The following is an 18716-nucleotide window of genomic DNA, read 5'->3' on the forward strand; positions in this document are numbered from 1 at the left end:
GAGGAACAACCGGAAAGGAAATACCTATGGCGGCCACTACCGTCACCATGCAGCAATTGATTGAGGCCGGCGCACACTTCGGCCACCAGACCCACCGCTGGAACCCGCGGATGAAGCCGTACATCTTCGGCAACCGCAACGGTGTTCACATCATCGACCTGTCGCAGACCGTTCCGCTTTTCGCGCGCGCTCTCGACTTCGTTGAGCAGACCGTTCGCGCAGGCGGCAAGGTTCTGTTTGTCGGCACCAAGCGTCAGGCTCAGGAGCCGATCGCTGAAGCCGCACGCCAGTCGGGCCAGCACTTCGTGAACCACCGTTGGCTGGGCGGGATGCTCACCAACTGGAAGACCATCAGCGGTTCGATCAAGCGGCTCAAGACCCTTGAAGAGCAGCTTTCGGGCGACACCAGCGGCTTCACCAAGAAGGAAGTCCTCCAGCTTACGCGTGAGCGCGACAAGCTCGAGCTTTCGCTCGGCGGTATCCGCGACATGGGCGGCATTCCTGACGTGATGTTCGTCATCGACGCCAACAAGGAAGACCTCGCCATCAAGGAAGCAGCCGTGCTCGGCATTCCGGTGATCGCAGTGCTCGACACGAACGTCGACCCAACCGGCATCGCATTCCCGGTTCCGGGCAACGACGATGCAAGCCGCGCCGTGCGTCTTTACTGCCAGGCTATCAGCGACGCGGCGAATGCCGGTCGTGGCCAGGCTGTCGAGCAGTCGGGCGAAGATTTCGGTGCATCCGAAACTCCGCCTGCCGAACCGACCGCTGAAGAAGCTCCGGCAGAAGCCTGATCCGACAGGGCGGGTGCGCAACCCGCTCGTCACAATTCAAGACTAGCGCGCCGGGCACGCCTTTGAACGGGTGCTTCCCGGCGCCCCCCAACTTACAAGAGGAAATCACCATGGCTGCATTCTCCGCCGCTGATGTGAAGAAACTGCGCGAAATGACCGGCGCTGGCATGATGGACGCCAAGAAGGCTCTCGAAGAAGCCGCTGGCGATCTTGAGGCAGCACAGGACGCTCTGCGCGCAAAGGGTCTGGCCGCTGTCCAGAAGAAATCGTCGCGCACCGCGGCTGAAGGCCTCGTCGGCGTTGCCGTTGAAGGCACCAAGGGCGTTGCCGTCGAAGTCAACTCGGAAACTGACTTCGTTGCGAAGAACGACCAGTTCCAGGACTTCGTGCGCAAGACCACGCAAGTTGCTCTCACGCTCGACAGCGACGATGTCGAAGCGCTGAAGGCTGCCGACTATCCCGATGGCGGCACCGTCACCGACAAGCTGACCAGCAACGTCGCAACCATCGGCGAAAACCAGCAGGTCCGCCGAATGCAGACCGTTTCGGTTCCGCAAGGGTCGGTCGTGTCCTACGTCCACAACGCGGCTGCTGAAGGACTCGGCAAGATCGGCGTTCTCGTCGCTCTTGAAAGCGATCTTGGCGCAGACGTGCTCGAGCCGTTCGGCAAGCAGCTTGCCATGCATATCGCCTCGATGTTCCCGCAGGCTCTCAACGCCGAAGGCCTCGACGCCGAAGTGATCGAGCGTGAGCGCAAGATCGCACAGGAAAAGGCAGCCGAAAGCGGCAAGCCTGAAAACGTGCAGGAAAAGATGGTCGAAGGCGCGATCAAGAAGTACGCGAAGGAAAACGCGCTTCTGTCGCAGATGTTCGTCATGGACAACAAGACCAGCGTCGAAGACACCGTCGCCAAGTTCGGCAAGGACAATGGCGGCAGCGTCAAGCTGACCGACTATGTCCGCTACCAGCTCGGCGAAGGCATCGAGAAGGAAGAAAGCGACTTCGCAGCAGAAGTCGCAGCTGCCGTCGGCGGCTAAGCTTCTTTTTCGAAGCTACTGGCTAATTCGAAAGGGCCGTCGCAGCGTTTTGCTGCGGCGGCCTTTTCATTCGGCGGGTCCGAGCCTCGGAATGCGAGGAGAAAGTCGGGAATTGTTTTTCCATCGCCAACTGATAGCTTCGCGTCATGGAAAGCATCCGCGAAGCAATCGAATTCATCGGGGGGCCGGGCACTCTCTGGATCCTTGCAGGGGTCTATTTCGGCAGCGTCATCCTTGAGCGCCTCTGGGCGATCAGAGGCAATCCGGATTACGACAACGCCGACGCCCTTTGTTCAATCGGCCTCAACCTCATCTCAAGCGTGCTCAACCTCATAATCGCGCTGGTAATTCCCCTGGCGCTGTACGTGCTTGTTTTTGACAATTTGAGGCTGGTGGACGAGATGGCGCTTTGGCTTGCCGTCCCGCTGGCTTTCCTCATCCACGAGCTTGCCTATTACTGGGACCACCGGCTCGGTCACCGGATCGGCATTCTGTGGGCGTTCCACGCGATCCACCATTCCTCGAATGAGTTCAATCATTCGACGGCGGCTCGTGGGTTCTTTCTCGATGGGCAGTTGAAAGGTATTTTCGCGCTTCCGGCTGCGTTCATCGGCGTCGATCCGGTCGTCTACATCGCCGTGAGCGTTCTCACGAACTCGTTCGGAATCTGGAACCACGCGAGTTACGTGCCGCGCCTCGGCTGGGTCGACCGGGTGCTGATGACGCCCAAAATGCACAAGGTGCATCACGCCAACCAACCGCAATATATCGACCGGAATTATAGCCAGGTCACACTTTTGTTTGACCGGATCTTCGGCAGTGTCGCGCATATCGACGAGGAACCCGACCCCGGCCTCGTGAAGCGCGTTTATGACAACAATCCTCTGACCGCGCAGTTCGCGGGGCTTCTGCAGTTGAGGGATCGCATGGAAATGGCCGATCGCTGGCAGGACAAGCTTGCTTATCTCTGGCGGCCGCCGGAATGGTCGCACGACGGAATTTGTCGTTCGGACTGCCCGAAATATGCGGGAATGAAACCAGCCTAGCCCGCGCCGAGAAATTCAGGCCCTCTTTTGCGTGAGAAGGCGGCAGGTATCGTGCTGTTGCGATGCGCGGCGCCGGGTCCGCGTTGCCTTTGCCCTTATTAGTCATTCGTTTGCAGGCGCGGCTTACGGCTTTCTGGCATGAACCGCTTTGCCGTTCCCTTTGTCCTGACGGGACTTTTCGCGCTTGCAGGCGCCATTGGTCATGAGGAGCCGATTTCAGGCCGCAGGGCGCGCGGGGTCCATCTGCTTGGCCAGTTCCTCGACTGGCTGCTGGTCGAGCCGCTGACGCTTCCGGGTGCGCATGCTTTCGTGTTTGTCGTCAGCCTATTCTTCACGCTCGTTTTTACCAGCGGAGGGAAGTCGGCCGAGGCGTCCTGACTGCGGCGGAGCGCAAGGCAAACGGGCGTTGCCCTCGCGCCGTTTTCCTACATCGGATCAGTCAGGTATCACCGGCGGCGTTCTTTGACATTGTCGGGCATCGCCGAGCCTGGGGCAGGCAAAGTGTCACCCTTGCCGATCTGGAAAGTCACATCTCCAACACTGATATGGGGTTTTACCCTTTGATAAACCTTGCGAAATCGGGAATGAGCGTTGTTCCAAAGCACCCCCTTGCGTGTTCCACCCGAAGCTAAAGCAGGCGGTCGCGTTCGATCACCTCGCCTTGCGGATCGAGCGAGAAGACCATGCCGTCTTCGCCGACCGTGATCTTGCCGTCGAACGCATCTTCGGCATCGCCGAGGAAGGCGGGGTAGAAGAAGGCGTTGGGGATCGGCGGGACGAGGTGCGAGAGGATCAGGTGACGCACGCCGGCGGCTTGTGCGGTTTCGGCGGCTTCCTCTGGCGTGGCGTGATAGTCGAGGATGTCGCGCGTAATGGTCGCAACCGCCTCGTTGCCAGCTTCGTCGAGAGCGTCGGTGATATGGCCGACCAGGCGCGGCTGAAGCGCGTCGTGAACGAGGATGTCCGCCCCGCGCGCTGCCTTAGCGATGCTGTCCGACTTGGCCGCATCGCCGCTGATCACGATCGAGCGGCCCTTGTAGTCGAAACGGTATCCGACCGAAGGGCGCACCGGGTCATGGTCGACGCGGAAAGCGGTGATGCGCAGACCGCCGCGTTCGATCACGGTGACAGGCTGCTCGCCGATCTCGAACGGGATCGCAGTAAGCCCCCCGCCGGTTTCGGGCACGATCTCGGAGGTGTGGTGTTCCACGCGGTAGGTCCGGTCGAGCTCGTAGGCGCGGTTGAATCCCTCGACCAGCACGTTCAGCCCCTGCGGGCCATGAACGGGAAGCGGCGCAGTCTTGGTGCCTTGCGTCCAGTAGAGCAGCGACAGCGGGCCGATCCCGTCGACATGGTCAGAATGGTAATGGGTGAGAAGCAGGGCGGTGGTTGAAGGGATGAAGTAGCCCATCAGGTTGAGGTTGCGCGCGCCTCCTTCGCCGATGTCGACGACATAGGCCTGATCGCCGGCAACGACGAGATTGCATGGGCCTGCGCGGTCCGGATTGGGAAGGGGCGAACCTGTCCCGCACAAGACGAGGTGCAGCCCATCGTCGAAGCGCAGGTTGTTGGAGACTATCCGCTGTGCGGCAACGCTGGCGAAGACCTGCTCACCGATCTGGCGCTGCATGGTCCACACGAGCACGCCTGCCGCGACCAACACGGCGAGCGTCCCGTACCCGATCACCCTTTTCACCAGCCAGTCTCCCCGCTTTCAAACTTCCCCTTTGCGCGACCTTGCGACCATGTCTAAGGGGAGCGGCACAACAACTCCAACCGGAAATCACCTGTCCATGACCCAATCTGCCGCGATGCCTCCGATCAAGCGCGTCCTCCTCAAGCTATCGGGCGAGGTGCTGATGGGAGAGCAGGATTACGGGATCGACCCGGCGTATGTGGCGCGGCTTGCCGAAGAAGTGAAGCTGGCGCAGGAGGCGGGTCTGGAGGTCTGCCTCGTGATTGGCGGGGGCAACATCTTCCGCGGTGTCGCAGGTGCGGCGCGCGGCCTTGATCGCACCACCGGCGACTACATGGGCATGCTCGCCACCGTCATGAACGCGCTCGCGATGCAGAACGCGCTGGAGCAGGCAGGTGTGCAGACCCGAGTGCAGAGCGCGATCCCGATGTCCTCCGTGTGCGAACCCTACATCCGCCGCCGCGCCGAACGGCACCTCGAAAAGGGCCGCATCGTCATCTTCGCGGCTGGCACCGGCAACCCGTTCTTCACCACCGACACCGGCGCTGCCCTTCGCGCAGCGGAGATGAACTGCGATGCGCTGCTCAAGGGCACCAGCGTCGACGGTGTCTATGACAGCGATCCCAAGCACAACCCGGATGCTACGCGCTTCGAAACGATCAGCTATGACCGCGTGCTTGCCGACAACCTCAAGGTGATGGACGCAACCGCGGTTGCGCTTTGCCGCGAGAACGACATTCCGATAGTGGTGTTCTCGATCCGCGAAAAAGGCAACGTTGCCCGCGTCCTGTCGGGCGAGGGCACACAAACGATAGTACAGAAGGACTAACCGATGCCTCAGTATGACAAGGCAGACACCGAGCGCCGGATGAACGGCGCGGTTGAATCGCTCAAGGGTGACCTTTCGGGCCTGCGCACGGGCCGTGCAAACACCTCGCTGCTCGATCCGGTCGTGGTCGAGGTTTACGGTTCGATGATGCCGCTTGCCTCGGTTGCCACGGTCAACACGCCAGAGCCGCGCATGATCAGCGTGCAGGTGTGGGACAAGAGCAATGTGAGCGCGGTCGAAAAGGGTATCACCAAGGCGAACCTTGGCCTCAACCCGATGACTGACGGTCAAACGATCCGCCTGCCGATGCCCGACCTCACCGAAGAGCGTCGCAAGGAATTGGCAAAGCTTGCAGGCCAGTATGCCGAGAAGGCCAAGATCGCGATCCGCAATGTCCGCCGCGACGCGATGGAAAGCCTCAAGACCGACGAGAAGAAGAAGGAAATCTCGGAGGACGATCGCAAGCGGATGGAAGACGAAGTCCAGAAGCTGACCGACAAATACGTCGCTGACACCGACGAAGCGGCGGCGAAGAAGGAACAGGAAATCCTGACCCAGTAAGCGCTCCTGAGAGGGGCCAGGGGATCGAGGAGAGGAACGCTTGGGCGAAGGTCGCGCCAAACATGTCGCCATCATCATGGATGGCAATGGTCGCTGGGCCAAGAAGCGGGGGCTGCCGCGTGCGGTTGGCCATCAGCGCGGTGTCGAAGCGGTGCGCAGGCTTGTGCGCGGGCTCGACCCGATGGCGCTTGATTGCCTGACACTCTATGCCTTCAGTTCCGAGAACTGGAAGCGTTCAGAAGACGAGGTCGACGACCTCATGAACCTGATGCGCAAGTTCATCAAATCCGACCTTGAAGAGTTCGTTGCCAACGACGTGAAGCTCAAGATCATAGGCAACTGGAAAGCGCTCGCTCCAGACATCGTGGCGATGTTGGAAGATGCGCTGGAGCGCACCTCGGGCGGGTCGAAGCTGCTGGCGGTCGCGCTCAATTACGGGGCTCAGGATGAGATCGCCCGCGCTGCTGCACAAGCGGCCGAAGCTGGCGAAATCACTGCGGAGACAATCGAGGCTCAGCTCGACACGGCTGACCTTCCGCCGCTCGATTTGCTGATCCGCACCAGCGGTGAGATACGCCTCTCTAACTTCCTGCTGTGGCAGGCGGCTTATGCAGAGATGCTGTTCGTCGACACGCTTTGGCCGGACTTCAAACCAGAACATCTCTCGCAAGCGCTGGACGACTTTGCGCGAAGGGAGCGCAGATATGGCGGGCGCTGATAGCAAAGGCAGCAAGGGCGGCTCGGCTATGAGCGACCTGCTCGTGCGCTTCGTCTCAGCGGTCGCCATGCTTGGCGTCGCCTTCATCGCTTTGTGGCTGGGTGGATGGTTCTGGGTTGGCTTCGTGGCCCTTCTTGCAGGGCTGGTCCTGTGGGAATGGAACCTGCTGGTCAAAGGCTTCAACATCTCGCCAGTGGCAGAGGTCGCGTGGCAGTTCGTCGGGGCGCTCTATGTCGGGGCGGCGGCGCTTGCGATGGTGCAGGTCCGGATCAACTACGACATATGGACCGTAGCGCTGGCCTTTCTGGCGCCGGTGATTGCGGTCGATGTGGGGGCCTACTTCGCAGGCCGCCTGATCGGAGGGCCAAAGATCGCGCCGAGCATCAGTCCGTCGAAGACCTGGGCAGGGCTATTGGGCGGCGCTCTGGCGGCGGGCATCTTCACCGTCGGGATTGAGATCAGCGACCTCGTCGCCACCACGGCGCCCGGATACACGATCGGTGCAATCGGGTTCGCTGCGCTATCCGCTCTACTCATCGCAGTGATCGCGCAGGCGGGAGACTTCTTCGAGAGCTGGATGAAGCGGCGCGCGGGTGCGAAGGACTCCTCCAGTCTCATTCCTGGTCATGGCGGTATCTTTGACCGTCTCGACGGCTTCATCGCGGTGTACTTCGTCCTGTTTCTGGTCGCCGTCGTACCTTCCTATATCGGATTGCAGTGACATGACCCGCTCGATCACACTTCTGGGAGCAACAGGCTCAATCGGCGCCTCGACGCTCGACCTCGTGCGGCGCAACCCGGATGACTGGCAGGTCGAGGCACTGAGCGCGAATTGCTCTGCAAAGGAGCTGGGCGCGCTGGCCCGCGAATTCGGGGCGAAGGTCGCGGTGGTCGGCGACGAAAGCTGCCTCGGCGATCTGAAAGACGCGCTCGCGGGCTCAGGTGTCGAAGCCGCTGGCGGGTGCGATGCCCTTTGCGAAGCCGCAGCGCGCCCGGTCGACATGACGGTCGCGGCCATCGTTGGCTGCGCAGGGCTTGCTCCGACCATGGCGGCGGTCAGGCGCGGCGGAACTGTGGCGCTAGCCAACAAGGAAGCGCTGGTTTCCGCAGGCGATGTGATGATGTCGGCTGTTGCTGAAAACGGCGCGACGCTGCTGCCCACCGATAGCGAGCACAACGCGATCTTCCAGTGTCTTGCCGGCGGCAAGATCGAGGATGTGGCGCGCATCACGCTGACCGCGAGCGGCGGACCGCTTCGCACTTGGTCGCGCGAGGCAATCGAGGCTGCGACACCGGAGCAGGCGGTCGCGCATCCCAACTGGTCGATGGGCGCGAAGATCAGCGTCGACAGCGCGACTATGATGAACAAGGGGCTCGAATATATCGAAGCCTTTCACCTATTCCCTGTCGGGCTCGATCGCCTACGGATCGTGGTGCATCCCCAAAGCGTGATCCATTCAATGGTCGAATATCGCGATCGCTCGACGCTCGCGCAGCTGGGGCCGTCCGACATGCGCGTGCCGATTGCATCGTGCCTCGCATGGCCAGAGCGGATGGAGACGCCGCTAGAACCGCTTGACCTAACGAGCATTGGTGAACTGACCTTCCACGCGCCCGACGAGGAGCGCTTCCCCGCGACCCGCATCGCGCGCGAAGCCATCGAGGCTGGCGGAGGAGCCCCTGCAGTGCTCAACGCCGCGAACGAAATCGCGGTCGAGGCATTCCTCGCTGGTCAGATTGGGTTCAGCCGCATTACGGCAGTGGCGGAAGCGACGCTGGCAGGCTATAGCGCCGCCGCGCCGGCCAGCCTGGAAGATGTGCTGGCGATTGACGCAGAGGCGCGCAACCGCGCCCGCGCCGCCACGGAGAACCTCGCCCTTGTTTGAATCGCCCCCTTTCTGGATGTACTTTGTCGGCTTCCTGCTTCTGCTCGGGCCATTGGTGACAGTGCACGAGCTTGGCCACTATCTGGTCGGCCGCTGGTTCGGAGTGAAAGCAGAGGCGTTCTCGGTCGGCTTCGGTAAGGAGATCGCAGGCCGCACCGACAAGCACGGCACGCGCTGGAAACTCTCTGCTCTGCCGCTGGGCGGCTATGTCCAGTTCAAGGGCGACATGAACCCGGCAAGCGTCCCCGATCCCGATGCCCCTGCCGAAACAGGCAGCTTCCAGAGCGCATCCTTGTGGAAGCGCGCGCTCATCGTTGCCGCTGGCCCGGTGACAAACCTTGTGGTGGCCATCGCGATCCTCGCCGCCTTGTTCTCGATCTACGGGCAGCGCGTTGTCGCCAATCCGGAAAGCTCGACAGAGATTGGCGGCTTCTCCGAAACATCCGTCGCGCAGGCTTCAGGCATGGAGGTGGGCGACCGCATCATCGCGATTGACGGGCAGAAGGTCGAAACCTTCGACGACATCGTGCGCGAGATTGCCCTCTATCCGGGCCGCGAGATGACCATCGTGGCCGAACGCAGCGGGGACGAGATGGCGTTCGACGTGACCGCTGCACGCGTCACCGAGGAAGACGGCTTCGGAAACAGCCACACGGTTGGCCGTATCGGGGTCGCTCCGGCCGCGCTCGAATACGATTTCCAGCCCGTCTCCATCCTCAAGGCCATCCCGCTCGCTACCTGGCAATGCTGGGACATGACCAAGATGATGGTCACTGGAATCAAGCAGATCCTGTTTGGCGATCGCTCGATCAAGGAGCTGGGCGGGCCAATCAAGATCGCCAAGTTCTCTGGCGAACGCCTTAGTTTGGGTCTCACCGAGTTCGTCTTCTTTGCAGCGCTGATCTCGCTTAACTTGGCGTTCATCAACTTCTTGCCAATCCCCGCACTCGATGGCGGGCATCTCGCCTTCTACGCTGCTGAGGCAATCCGGCGCAAACCGGTCGGGCCTCAGGCAACGGAGTGGGCGTATCGCACCGGCATCGCGATCGTGCTGGCGTTCATGGTTGTGGTAACCGTGAACGACGTGGTCTCGCTGCCGATCTTCGGCAGTTAGAACTGAGCAGCTAATCTGGCTTGTCCTGTCGCTTCGATGCGGCAGTTTGCCGGGGAAAGCGGGCACTCCATCCGGCATTGTGCGTATAGCCTGCTTGATTGCAGGTGACGCATCGGGCACAGGCGGATGACGTTTTGGGACAGGCAGGGCTGACAGGCTCTGCCGCGCGCTTTAAGGGGGCCCTCACACGGGCGGGGCGCGTTTACGAATACGGGTTGGACGGGAACATACTTTCCATGAATCGATGCGAGAATGCAGGCGCTCAGTCTGTGAAATCCACTTCTGCCAAGTCCAAGGGCGCCAGCGGCCGCTTGGCGTTTGCGCTTACGGGCGCAACCATGCTCGCCGGGGTGCCTTTCTCCGCGCTCGCACAGGACGAAGCCGAAGCGCAGGCGCAGACCGCGCCCGAAGCCACTCAGCCAACATCTGAACCAACGCCTGCCCCCGCTCCCGTTTCGAACACGATCCGCTCAATCAGCGTGACCGGCGCAGAGCGTCTCGAGCCGAGCACGATCCTGTCATACATTCGCCTTCGCGTGGGCCAGGATTACTCGGCCGCAGCAGCCGACCAGGCGCTGTCCGACCTTTACGCGACCGAGCTGTTTGCAAACGCCTCCATCCGAAACCAGGATGGCAACGTGGTCATCACCGTGGTCGAGAACCCGGTGATCAACCGCATCGTGCTAGAAGGCAATGATCGCCTCGACGCCGACAAGATCCTTCCCGAGATCCGGCTCGCCCCGCGTCAGATCTTCACCCGTTCCAAGGTTCGCGCCGACGTTGCTCGTATTGTCGAGCTCTACAAGCGTCAGGGCCGCTTCGCCGCGACCGTCGAACCGCAGATGGTTCAGCTGCCGCAGAATCGCGTCGACGTTGTCTTCGAGATCACCGAAGGGCCCAAGTCCAAGGTTCGCCAGATCAACATCATCGGCAACGAAGAGTTCTCCGATGGTGAGCTTCGCTCGGAAATGGTCACCAAGCAGGCGCGCTTCTTCCGCTTCTTCAGCTCGAACACGTCCTATGACCCGGATCGCCTTGCGTTCGACCAACAGAAGCTGCGCCAGTTCTACCTCACCGAAGGCTATGCCGACTTCCGCGTTGTCTCGGCCGTCGCAGAGCTGACGCCTGATCAGCGCGACTTCATCATCACTTACGTCGTTGAAGAGGGCGAGCGCTATTCCTTCGGCGACGTCGAGGTTGAGAGTCAGCTGCGCGACTTTGACAGCGATGCCCTGCAGGCCGGTCTCGCGATGAAGTCCGGCGATTTCTACAACGCAGCGACCGTCGAGGACACGGTTGAACAGCTGACCGAGCTTGCTGGCCGCTTCGGTTATGCATTCGCCGACGTGCAACCGCGCTTCAATCGTAATCCTGAAGACCTGACGATGGATATTACCTTCATCCTGCGTCAGGCGCCGCGCGTTTACATCGAGCGCGTCGACGTGAACGGCAACACGCTCACGCAGGACAAGGTTGTTCGCCGTGAGTTCCGCCTGTCGGAAGGCGATGCGTTCAACTCGCTGGGCGTGGCCCGTACGACTGCGCGTATCAATTCGCTGGGTTACTTCCAGGAGAACTTCGAAGTTAACCAGGTCGAGGGTTCTGCGCCTGACCGTATCGTCCTTGAAGCCAACGTCGAAGAGCAGCCCACCGGTGAGCTTCAGTTCTCCGCCGGCTTCTCGTCGATCGAGCGCTTCATCCTTGCAGGTTCCATCCGCCAGCGTAACTTCCGTGGTCGCGGACAGACGATTGGCCTCAGCCTCAACTACTCGCAATTCTCGCGTTCGGCGCAGGTCAGCTTCACCGAGCCCTATCTCTTCGACCGTAACATCTCGGCTGGCGCGGATATCTATCGCCGCGACTTCAACAGCTTCAACTTCAACCGCAACGACCGCCAGACTACGTTCGAGCAGTCGACGACTGGTGGTTCGATCCGCGTCGGCGTTCCGCTGACCGAGTTCATGTCGCTCATCGGCAGTTACACTCTCAACTACGATGAAGTCAGCCTCGACGAGAACCTGTTCTTCTCGGACATCGACGGCGATGGCGATATCGAGTGTGATCCGCTGCGCGCCGGTCGCTTCCTGTGTGACGCGCTGGGCAATCGCCTGTCGTCGATTGCTGGACTGAGCCTTCAGTATAACTCGCTGAACTCGCTGCTTCGTCCGACGCGCGGTCGCCGCGTTACGCTCAGCACCGAATTCGCCGGGCTGGGCGGCGATGTGCAATACCTTCGACTTCGCGGCCGCGGCCAGCAGTTCTGGAACGTCTTCAACTCGGGCTTCATCTTCTCGCTCTCGCTTGAAGGCGGTACGATCATCCCGCTCGAAGATCGCGGTGGAGGCGGAGTTGATGACATTCTACTCACCGACCGTTTCTTCCTCGGCGAGCCGCAGTTCCGCGGCTTCGACATTCGCGGCGTCGGCCCGCGTATTCTGACGCAGCCATACGTTCTCGACGCGTTCAACAACAACCAGCTCGACGACGATGGCAACCCCATTCTCATCACCGAGCGCAACCGCATTCGTGACGACTCAATCGGCGGCCGCAACTACTACCTTGGCCGTGCAGAGATCGAGATTCCGCTTGGCACCGGCGCGCGCGAGCTTGGCCTTCGCCCGTCGATCTTCCTCGATGTCGGCGCTCTTTGGGGCGTCGAGCAGCCGATCCTGCAGGATAACCCGACCGGCCTCCCGCAGACTGACACCAATGGAAATCCGCTGTTCATCAGCACGGAGACGGGCGAACTCACGACCGATCCGCTTGCCAGTGACGGCGTAACCCCTAACACCCGCCTGATCCGCACCAACAGTGCGATCCGCGAAGTCTTCTTGGGCGATTCGCCCAGCCCTCGCATCACGGCTGGTATCGGGGTCAACTGGAACTCGCCCTTCGGCCCGTTCCGTATCGATTTCGCCCAGACGATCCGCAAGGTCGAGGGCGATGACGACAAGACCTTCACGTTCAACGTAGGAACACAATTCTAATGAAGCTTACCTCGAAACTCCTCGCCACCGGTGCGCTCGCACTTGGCGCGCTCGCTGCAACTGCTCCGGCACAGGCACAGGTCGATGGCCGCGTTGCTACCGCTGACATCAGCCGCGCCATCATCGGCACCACCGCGCTGCAGACCGCGTACAATCAGATCGGCACCACCTATCAGGCGCAGATCGAACAACGTCAGACGAAGCAGCAGGAACTCACCACGCTGCTTCAGCCGTTCGACACCAACGGCAACGGCCAGCTCGACGAAGCTGAACTGCCTGCTGTCCAGAGCGCTTCGAACTTCGCTCAGATCCAGACGCTCGAGCAGGAAGTCGCCGGGCTCACCAGCCAGGTGAACGCGGCCCGCATCTACGCGGTCGAGCAGATCCTCGCTCAGTATCCGGCAGCTATCACCGAAGTGACCACTCAGCAGCAGGTCGTTATGGTTCTGCAGCCCGACGTGATCCAGTTCGCCGCACAGGGCGCCGACATCACGCAGCTGATCACTACCTCGCTCAACGCCAAGGTGCCTTCGGTCCAGATCGTTCCGCCCGCCGACTGGCGTCCTCAGCGCCAGACCGCACAGATCTTCCAGGACATTCAGCAGACGCTCCTGACCGCGCAGATCATCCAGCAGCAGCAACAGCAGCAGCAGGGCCAGGCGCAACAACCGCAGGCGCCCGCGGGCCGATAAGGCCGCGTTGCGCGAAGCAGGAAGGGGCAGGGCATGAGCGAGACCGAGAGCCATGATGGCGGGGGCCAGAACGGCGGGGGAGCGTCGCAGCCGATCACCGACTACGACATCCACAAGGTCTTGAAGGCCCTGCCTCACCGCTACCCGCTTCTGCTGGTTGACCGGGTGAAGGAGCTCCACCTCAACGAGCGCATTCACGCGGTCAAAGCGGTGACCATGAACGAGGAGTTCTTCCAGGGTCACTTCCCCGGCGCGCCGATCATGCCCGGCGTCCTGCAGATCGAGGCGCTGGCTCAGGCCGCCGCGATCCTTGGCATCGAAACGCTCGAACTCGCCGGGACCGGCAAGCTCGTCATCTTCATGGGTATCGAGAGCGCCAAGTTCCGCAAGCCTGTGACGCCCGGCTGCCTGCTGGATCTCGAGGTCGAGTTCCTCCAGCAACGCCGCACGATCTACAAGTTCAAGGGCCGTGCGAGCGTCGAGGGCAAGGTCACTTGCGAGACCGAGTTCACGGCGATGATCGCGGACCCGCCGGAAGGCTGAAGCCTTCCTGTTGGTGGCATTGAGCTCGCCCATCCGGGCGAGCATCCTCGGCGACATTCCCTTCGCTTTGCTTCGGGGCACCTGCGGGCTGGCGGTCGCCCTTGCGAAGTCTTCGGCGCCGATGGGCGCTTTTGAGGGCTATCCTGCCTGTCTCGTGGACCTCGCATAGGGGTGGTTTAGAAAAGTGGCTTCTCCCGGCAAAAGTCTGATTTTCAGCGGCTTTTCTAGAAATTCGCTGTTGGATGTGTGACTTTCCAAGATGAGGCTCGCCAATGGGTCTGCGTTCACCGGCAAAAGGCACGGCGCGTGCAGGTCTAGCTTGCCCGATCCAAGTAGGAAAACGCTGGCTCACAAAGCTTGCTTTCGCAGCAGAACCACACTAAGTGGCGCGCTTTCCCGCAAACAGCTCACCCGGTCGGAACCGGGCACCCGCTAGCAAGGACAGTTACGATGAAAGCCGAAGGGCATCCCGAATATCACATGATCACGGTCAAGATGACCGATGGCACCGAGTTTCAGACGCGCTCTACCTGGGGCAGCGAAGGCGACACCCTGTCGCTCGACATCGACCCGACCAGCCACCCTGCATGGACCGGCGGCAAGCAGCAGCTTCAGGAAGGTGGCCGTGTGGCTGCGTTCAACAAGCGCTTTGGCGGGCTCAGCCTCAAGAAGTAATCGCGCACACAAGCGATTTAGAAGAGGGCGGTCCTGCGGGGCCACCCTTTTTCGTTGCGCGCGCTAGACGCGTTTGAGCGGGATGAATGGACCTTCGGGCTTCTCGATGCGGATCGTGTCGCCAGCGCGAACTTCCCCGCCATTCAGCGCAACCGCCATGATCCCTGCCTTGCGGATGATTCCCGAACTGGTCTTGATCGCAAGCTCCTTCAGCAGACCGGGCGAGAACGCCTCGATCTGACCACACGGATTGCGCAGCCCGGTCACGCTTAGCACGGCGCTTGCGCCGATGCGCAAAAGCGTATCCCGACCAAGACCCAGCAGGTCGACCCCGCGCGTCGTCACGTTCTCGCCCAGGTCGCCGGGATTCACGACGAAGCCCTTGGCTTCAAGCTCGTCGAACAGCTCACCGTGCATGAGATGCACCTGTCTCAGATTAGGCTGGCTCGGATCGGCGCGCACACGGCTGAGGTGCTGGACAGTCTTGCCTGCATGGGCGTCGCCTTCGACGCCTAGCCCTGCAAGAATTCGAATTGCGGAGCTACGCTGCTTGGAAAAGCGATGCTTACCATCGCGGTGTACGGCTGCCACAATTCCCGGCTGCGTCACCACGGCCATTCCCGCTCACGATACCACTTGGTGATGACGTATTTCACGCCCTTTCGCACCTTCATCCCGTGATGAAGCGTGGCCGGATTCACGCTGCCATCGGGCCGCGCATTGTTCCAGCAAACGAGCTTGCCGGTTTCGGGCTGAAACGACTTCTTGATCACCTTGAAGCGCGTCGCGCCGCCCGCTTCGACTTCGTTCAGGTAGATCATGAAGGTCCAGGTGCGCTGGCCGCTTTCCGCGCAGAACTTCTCGAAATCCGCGCCGCCGGGGGTGAAATAGTCGGTGTGTGCCTTGAATTCCTGCCCCACGTCATAGCGCTGCCCCTGAACCGGCTCGCCGTACTTGGGGTCGATCCCGTTGAGCGAAAAGAACCTCGCTTCCAGCTCTTTGACCGCAGTTTCGTTCGCGTCGAGGTCGCAGGTTTCGCTGGTGCGGAAGTAGTCATCACCATTGGCATCGGCGATCGTGCTGGGGCGCCTTCCCAAGTCGATCAGCCGGATCAGCTCTGCGCAAAGTTCTGGGCTGATGAAGCCTTTGACCTGAAACTGCTCGATCCTGGGATGCGGCACGCGCTGCGCGGTGTCGAAGCGTGAGAGCCTTTGGGAAACAGAATCGGTCATCGCATCCATGGGTTTTGACCTTAAAAGCCGCGCCGTGTCAGGCAAGCTTCTAACCGGGCGCGAAATAATCTTGCGCTCATGGCTTTTAAACACAGTTTTCGCTTCCCTTGGCCGATGGATTGTGCAACAGGCTCGCGCCCATCCACAGCGGCCTTGACGCGCCAAGCGCCGTCATTAATTGCGGCGCTCTTGCGCGGCACTTGGCAAATGGTCTTGAGAAAGATCGACGCTGGGGAAGGGCATGTGGCGATCGTAGCTCAGTTGGTTAGAGCGCCGGTTTGTGGTACCGGAGGTCGGGGGTTCGAGACCCCTCGATCGCCCCATCTTCTCCCACGCTTTCAGGCTGTGAGCCTTACGCTGCGCCTTCTTTGGGGGCTTTGCTCATGACCGCTTTCTGGACCGAACCCGACTTTGACGACCACGAGATGGTGCATGTCGTGCGCGATCGCGCATCGGGACTGATGGCGATTATCGCGGTCCATTCCTCGCACCTTGGCCCCGGTGCTGGCGGAACGCGCTTCTGGCATTATCCCGACCCCAAGGATGGCCTTCGCGATGCACTGCGCCTGTCGCGCGGGATGAGCTACAAGAACGCAATGGCCGGCCTTGCGCTGGGCGGCGGCAAGGCCGTAATCCTCGCCGACGAAGCGCGCACCAAGACGCCTGAACTGCTCGCCGCATTCGGTGACGCGGTCGAAGGGCTGGGCGGACGCTATGTCACGGCAGAAGACGTGGGCATTTCCGAGGCAGACATGGTCGCCGTGTCCAAGCGCACTCAGCATGTGAGCGGCCTTCCTGTAACGGGCGAGGGCAGCGCAGGCGGCGATCCGGGCCCGTTCACCGCCTTTGGCATCTATCTCGGCATCAAGGCCGCGGTCGCGCACAAACTGGGCACCGACAGCATGGACGGCGTGCACGTTGCTGTGCAGGGCACCGGCAGCGTCGGCGGCGGCGTAGCGCGCCTGCTTGCGAAGGACGGCGCTCGTTTGACGCTGGCTGACATTGACGCGGACGGAGTGAAGGCGCTGGCTGACGAACTGGGAGCAGACGTGGTCGCTCCCGATGCGATCATGACGACGCCCTGCGATGTGTTCAGCCCCAATGCTCTGGGCGCGATCCTCGATGACGAAAGCATCGAAAAGCTCGACACCAAGATCGTCGCAGGCGGCGCGAACAACCAGCTTGCCCGCGCACGCCACGGTCAGGCCGTTTTCGAACGCGGTATCCTCTACGCGCCCGATTATGTCATCAATGCTGGCGGCATCATCTCGGTCGGCACCGAATACGCCGCACGGCGCGACGGACGCCAAGCGAGCCGCGATGAAGTGAATGCGCTCATCGAAAAGATCCCGGCGCGCCTCGCTCAGGTCTGGCAAAAGAGCGATGCGGACAATACATCGCCCGACGTGGTTGCCGACCGCATGGCGCAGGAACTGATCGGGCGCGCCTGATCAACGGGGTGCAACCTTGTGTTGCAGTCTTTGCGCTCTTGCCCGGTGAGCCATTGGCTCTAATAGTAGGCGCAAGGGAATAATCGGTGCATATCTACGCCAATCCAAAGCGCTTTTTGTCGCTCGCCAAATGGCTCACCCCGCTTCTGTTCTGGAGCGGGCTTGTGCTGTCGCTTGGCGCGGTGGCGTGGGGCCTGTTCATGGTTCCGCCTGATCGCCTCATGGGCGAAAGCGTGCGCATCCTGTTCATCCACGTGCCCGCTGCATGGCTAGGCATGGGCGGCTGGGCCGGACTTGCGATTTCGAGCGGCGCGCTGCTGATCTGGAAACATCCGCTTGCGGGCATCGCCGCTCGGGCGATTGCAGTGCCGGGCATGGTGTTCTGCATAATCTGCCTTGCAACCGGCTCTATCTGGGGACGTCCCACATGGGGCACCTGGTGGGAGTGGGACGGGCGACTGACCAGTATGCTGGTGCTGCTGTTCCTCTATGGCGGTTACATCGCCTTGGCACAGGCTGCATCGCGCGAGGGTGGCTCTTACAAAATCCCTGCGATCTTCGGCCTCGTCGGCGCGATCAACGTTCCGATCATCAACCGATCCGTGGTATGGTGGAACTCGCTTCACCAACCGCCTTCGATCACCGTGGGCAAAAGCGCGATCGACCCGACTTTCCTGTGGCCGCTGCTGGTTGCGGTGCTGGGCTTCTCGCTGTTGTTCGGAGGCGTGGTGCTGATGCGCATGCGCGCTCTTATCGCAGAGCAACAGGTCGAGGCGCGCCTTCGCCGCCGTGCATTGGATGACGATGCGCCTGCCGCCGTTTCGCCCGCAGCGGAGCCGGCAGAATGAGAGAAGCGCTCGACCACTGGCCCTTCGTCATTGGGGCATACGCAGTTGGCGCAGTTGCGCTGGGAATGCTGATCGCATGGAGCTACACCACCATGCGCCGTGCAGAAAAACGCCGTGAGGACATGAGGCGCAAATGAAAGCCAAACATCAACGCATGACTCTCGTCGTGCTCGCGCTCGTGGCGATCATTGGCGCTGGCCTGATCGCGACATGGGCGCTGCGCAGCCAGGCGAACTATTTCTACCTGCCCGAACAGATGGCCGCCGAGCCGCCCGCAGTGGGTCAGGCCGTGCGCCTCGGCGGGATGGTGCAGGAAGGCTCGATCGAGACGCAGGCCGACGGCATCACGGTCAACTTCGTCGTGACCGGCAATGGGGACAGCACGATCCCCGTGACCTATTCGGGCATCCTGCCGGACCTTTTCGTCGAAAATTCCGGGGTCGTTGCAGAAGGCAGCCTTCAGGCAGACGGCACCTTCCTTGCGACCAACCTTCTGGCGAAGCACGATGAAAACTACGTCCCGCGCGAGCTTGAAGGGCTCGAGGGGCACCAGGCGGAAGATTACGCGGAAACCGTCGCGCAAAGCACGCGGGGCATCGAGTAA

Annotated in this window: 21 protein-coding genes and 1 tRNA gene; 19 read left to right on the forward strand and 3 right to left on the reverse strand. The window is 61.5% G+C overall.

The features are described from left to right. The first annotated feature begins 26 nt into the window (after positions 1-26). The 4 genes from rpsB (at position 27) to NAP1_RS02740 (ending at position 3258) form a co-directional block, all read left to right on the forward strand. Positions 27-797, forward strand: coding sequence for a 30S ribosomal protein S2 (gene rpsB, locus NAP1_RS02725; protein WP_007163687.1), 771 nt, complete (start codon positions 27-29; stop codon positions 795-797). Positions 798-907: 110 nt separating this feature from the next. After that, positions 908-1834, forward strand: a complete 927-nt coding sequence (gene tsf / locus NAP1_RS02730) for a translation elongation factor Ts (protein WP_007163688.1) — start codon at positions 908-910, stop codon at positions 1832-1834. A gap of 146 nt (positions 1835-1980) precedes the next feature. Then, positions 1981-2880 (forward strand): sterol desaturase family protein, encoded by a 900-nt coding sequence (locus NAP1_RS02735; RefSeq protein ID WP_007163689.1) that lies wholly within the window; start codon positions 1981-1983, stop codon positions 2878-2880. A gap of 138 nt (positions 2881-3018) precedes the next feature. Beyond that, positions 3019-3258, forward strand: a complete 240-nt coding sequence (locus NAP1_RS02740) for a hypothetical protein (RefSeq protein ID WP_007163690.1) — start codon at positions 3019-3021, stop codon at positions 3256-3258. A 250-nt stretch (positions 3259-3508) separates the two neighbouring features. On the opposite strand, the gene NAP1_RS02745 is transcribed toward NAP1_RS02740, so the two are convergent. Next, on the reverse strand, positions 3509-4576 hold the full coding sequence (locus tag NAP1_RS02745; protein WP_156777178.1) for an MBL fold metallo-hydrolase: 1068 nt from the start codon (positions 4574-4576) through the stop codon (positions 3509-3511). Between the two features lie 97 nt (positions 4577-4673). On the opposite strand from NAP1_RS02745, the gene pyrH reads away from it, so the two are divergent. From pyrH to rpmE, 10 genes are all read left to right on the forward strand, one after another. Next, positions 4674-5405, forward strand: a complete 732-nt coding sequence (gene pyrH / locus NAP1_RS02750; protein ID WP_007163692.1) for a UMP kinase — start codon at positions 4674-4676, stop codon at positions 5403-5405. A 3-nt stretch (positions 5406-5408) separates the two neighbouring features. After that, a complete protein-coding gene (gene frr / locus NAP1_RS02755) occupies positions 5409-5966 on the forward strand; it encodes a ribosome recycling factor (protein WP_007163693.1) in 558 nt (185 codons plus the stop codon). A 76-nt stretch (positions 5967-6042) separates the two neighbouring features. After that, positions 6043-6684 carry a polyprenyl diphosphate synthase gene (gene uppS / locus NAP1_RS02760; RefSeq protein WP_050750452.1) on the forward strand — a complete coding sequence of 214 codons (642 nt, stop codon included), beginning with the start codon at positions 6043-6045 and terminating at the stop codon, positions 6682-6684. Further along, complete coding sequence (locus NAP1_RS02765; RefSeq protein ID WP_007163695.1) at positions 6671-7405, forward strand: phosphatidate cytidylyltransferase; 735 nt, start codon at positions 6671-6673, stop codon at positions 7403-7405. The genes uppS and NAP1_RS02765 overlap by 14 nt, the downstream gene beginning before the upstream one ends. A gap of 1 nt (position 7406) precedes the next feature. Continuing rightward, entirely contained in the window at positions 7407-8570 is a 1164-nt protein-coding gene (dxr, locus tag NAP1_RS02770; RefSeq protein WP_007163696.1) for a 1-deoxy-D-xylulose-5-phosphate reductoisomerase, read from the forward strand. Continuing rightward, positions 8563-9684, forward strand: a complete 1122-nt coding sequence (rseP, locus tag NAP1_RS02775) for an RIP metalloprotease RseP (RefSeq protein ID WP_040464188.1) — start codon at positions 8563-8565, stop codon at positions 9682-9684. The genes dxr and rseP overlap by 8 nt, the downstream gene beginning before the upstream one ends. Positions 9685-9920: 236 nt before the next feature. Next, positions 9921-12671, forward strand: a complete 2751-nt coding sequence (gene bamA / locus NAP1_RS02780; protein WP_007163698.1) for an outer membrane protein assembly factor BamA — start codon at positions 9921-9923, stop codon at positions 12669-12671. After that, the gene (locus tag NAP1_RS02785) at positions 12671-13363 is read left to right on the forward strand and encodes an OmpH family outer membrane protein (RefSeq protein WP_007163699.1); all 693 of its coding nucleotides are present in this window, start codon (positions 12671-12673) and stop codon (positions 13361-13363) included. Before bamA ends, NAP1_RS02785 begins: the two co-directional genes overlap by 1 nt. A 33-nt stretch (positions 13364-13396) precedes the next feature. Beyond that, a complete protein-coding gene (gene fabZ / locus NAP1_RS02790) occupies positions 13397-13906 on the forward strand; it encodes a 3-hydroxyacyl-ACP dehydratase FabZ (protein ID WP_007163700.1) in 510 nt (169 codons plus the stop codon). Between the two features lie 450 nt (positions 13907-14356). Further along, positions 14357-14581, forward strand: a complete 225-nt coding sequence (rpmE, locus tag NAP1_RS02795; RefSeq protein WP_007163702.1) for a 50S ribosomal protein L31 — start codon at positions 14357-14359, stop codon at positions 14579-14581. A 63-nt stretch (positions 14582-14644) separates the two neighbouring features. Here rpmE and NAP1_RS02800 read toward each other — a convergent pair whose 3' ends face one another. Then, complete coding sequence (locus tag NAP1_RS02800) at positions 14645-15199, reverse strand: MOSC domain-containing protein (protein WP_007163703.1); 555 nt, start codon at positions 15197-15199, stop codon at positions 14645-14647. Beyond that, entirely contained in the window at positions 15187-15822 is a 636-nt protein-coding gene (locus NAP1_RS02805; RefSeq protein WP_007163704.1) for a 2OG-Fe(II) oxygenase, read from the reverse strand. Before NAP1_RS02805 ends, NAP1_RS02800 begins: the two co-directional genes overlap by 13 nt. A 237-nt stretch (positions 15823-16059) precedes the next feature. Here NAP1_RS02805 and NAP1_RS02810 point away from each other — a divergent pair. The 5 genes from NAP1_RS02810 to ccmE all read left to right on the forward strand — a co-directional run bounded on the left by NAP1_RS02810 (position 16060) and on the right by ccmE (position 18716). Continuing rightward, positions 16060-16136 (forward strand) — tRNA-His (locus tag NAP1_RS02810). Between the two features lie 60 nt (positions 16137-16196). Next, complete coding sequence (locus NAP1_RS02815; RefSeq protein WP_007163705.1) at positions 16197-17264, forward strand: Glu/Leu/Phe/Val dehydrogenase dimerization domain-containing protein; 1068 nt, start codon at positions 16197-16199, stop codon at positions 17262-17264. 86 nt (positions 17265-17350) lie between these two features. Continuing rightward, positions 17351-18112 (forward strand): heme ABC transporter permease CcmC, encoded by a 762-nt coding sequence (gene ccmC / locus NAP1_RS02820; protein ID WP_007163706.1) that lies wholly within the window; start codon positions 17351-17353, stop codon positions 18110-18112. After that, on the forward strand, positions 18109-18249 hold the full coding sequence (ccmD, locus tag NAP1_RS16215) for a heme exporter protein CcmD (protein ID WP_007163707.1): 141 nt from the start codon (positions 18109-18111) through the stop codon (positions 18247-18249). Before ccmC ends, ccmD begins: the two co-directional genes overlap by 4 nt. After that, complete coding sequence (gene ccmE / locus NAP1_RS02825; protein WP_007163708.1) at positions 18246-18716, forward strand: cytochrome c maturation protein CcmE; 471 nt, start codon at positions 18246-18248, stop codon at positions 18714-18716. Before ccmD ends, ccmE begins: the two co-directional genes overlap by 4 nt.

This window comes from Erythrobacter sp. NAP1 (assembly GCF_000152865.1).
In the GTDB taxonomy this organism is placed as follows: domain Bacteria; phylum Pseudomonadota; class Alphaproteobacteria; order Sphingomonadales; family Sphingomonadaceae; genus Erythrobacter.

Excerpts from the sequence above, each read along its gene's own strand:
- tsf (WP_007163688.1), top strand. The coding sequence starts at position 908 with ATGGCTGCATTCTCCGCCGCTGATGTGAAGAAACTGCGCGAAATGACC.
- frr (WP_007163693.1), top strand. The coding sequence starts at position 5,409 with ATGCCTCAGTATGACAAGGCAGACACCGAGCGCCGGATGAACGGCGCG.
- NAP1_RS02815 (WP_007163705.1), top strand. The coding sequence starts at position 16,197 with ATGACCGCTTTCTGGACCGAACCCGACTTTGACGACCACGAGATGGTG.
- rpmE (WP_007163702.1), top strand. The coding sequence starts at position 14,357 with ATGAAAGCCGAAGGGCATCCCGAATATCACATGATCACGGTCAAGATG.
- NAP1_RS02765 (WP_007163695.1), top strand. The coding sequence starts at position 6,671 with ATGGCGGGCGCTGATAGCAAAGGCAGCAAGGGCGGCTCGGCTATGAGC.
- fabZ (WP_007163700.1), top strand. The coding sequence starts at position 13,397 with ATGAGCGAGACCGAGAGCCATGATGGCGGGGGCCAGAACGGCGGGGGA.
- NAP1_RS02740 (WP_007163690.1), top strand. The coding sequence starts at position 3,019 with ATGAACCGCTTTGCCGTTCCCTTTGTCCTGACGGGACTTTTCGCGCTT.
- NAP1_RS02800 (WP_007163703.1), bottom strand. The coding sequence starts at position 15,199 with ATGGCCGTGGTGACGCAGCCGGGAATTGTGGCAGCCGTACACCGCGAT.
- NAP1_RS02785 (WP_007163699.1), top strand. The coding sequence starts at position 12,671 with ATGAAGCTTACCTCGAAACTCCTCGCCACCGGTGCGCTCGCACTTGGC.
- ccmD (WP_007163707.1), top strand. The coding sequence starts at position 18,109 with ATGAGAGAAGCGCTCGACCACTGGCCCTTCGTCATTGGGGCATACGCA.
- NAP1_RS02735 (WP_007163689.1), top strand. The coding sequence starts at position 1,981 with ATGGAAAGCATCCGCGAAGCAATCGAATTCATCGGGGGGCCGGGCACT.
- ccmE (WP_007163708.1), top strand. The coding sequence starts at position 18,246 with ATGAAAGCCAAACATCAACGCATGACTCTCGTCGTGCTCGCGCTCGTG.
- rpsB (WP_007163687.1), top strand. The coding sequence starts at position 27 with ATGGCGGCCACTACCGTCACCATGCAGCAATTGATTGAGGCCGGCGCA.
- pyrH (WP_007163692.1), top strand. The coding sequence starts at position 4,674 with ATGACCCAATCTGCCGCGATGCCTCCGATCAAGCGCGTCCTCCTCAAG.
- uppS (WP_050750452.1), top strand. The coding sequence starts at position 6,043 with ATGGATGGCAATGGTCGCTGGGCCAAGAAGCGGGGGCTGCCGCGTGCG.
- dxr (WP_007163696.1), top strand. The coding sequence starts at position 7,407 with ATGACCCGCTCGATCACACTTCTGGGAGCAACAGGCTCAATCGGCGCC.
- NAP1_RS02805 (WP_007163704.1), bottom strand. The coding sequence starts at position 15,822 with ATGGATGCGATGACCGATTCTGTTTCCCAAAGGCTCTCACGCTTCGAC.
- bamA (WP_007163698.1), top strand. The coding sequence starts at position 9,921 with ATGAATCGATGCGAGAATGCAGGCGCTCAGTCTGTGAAATCCACTTCT.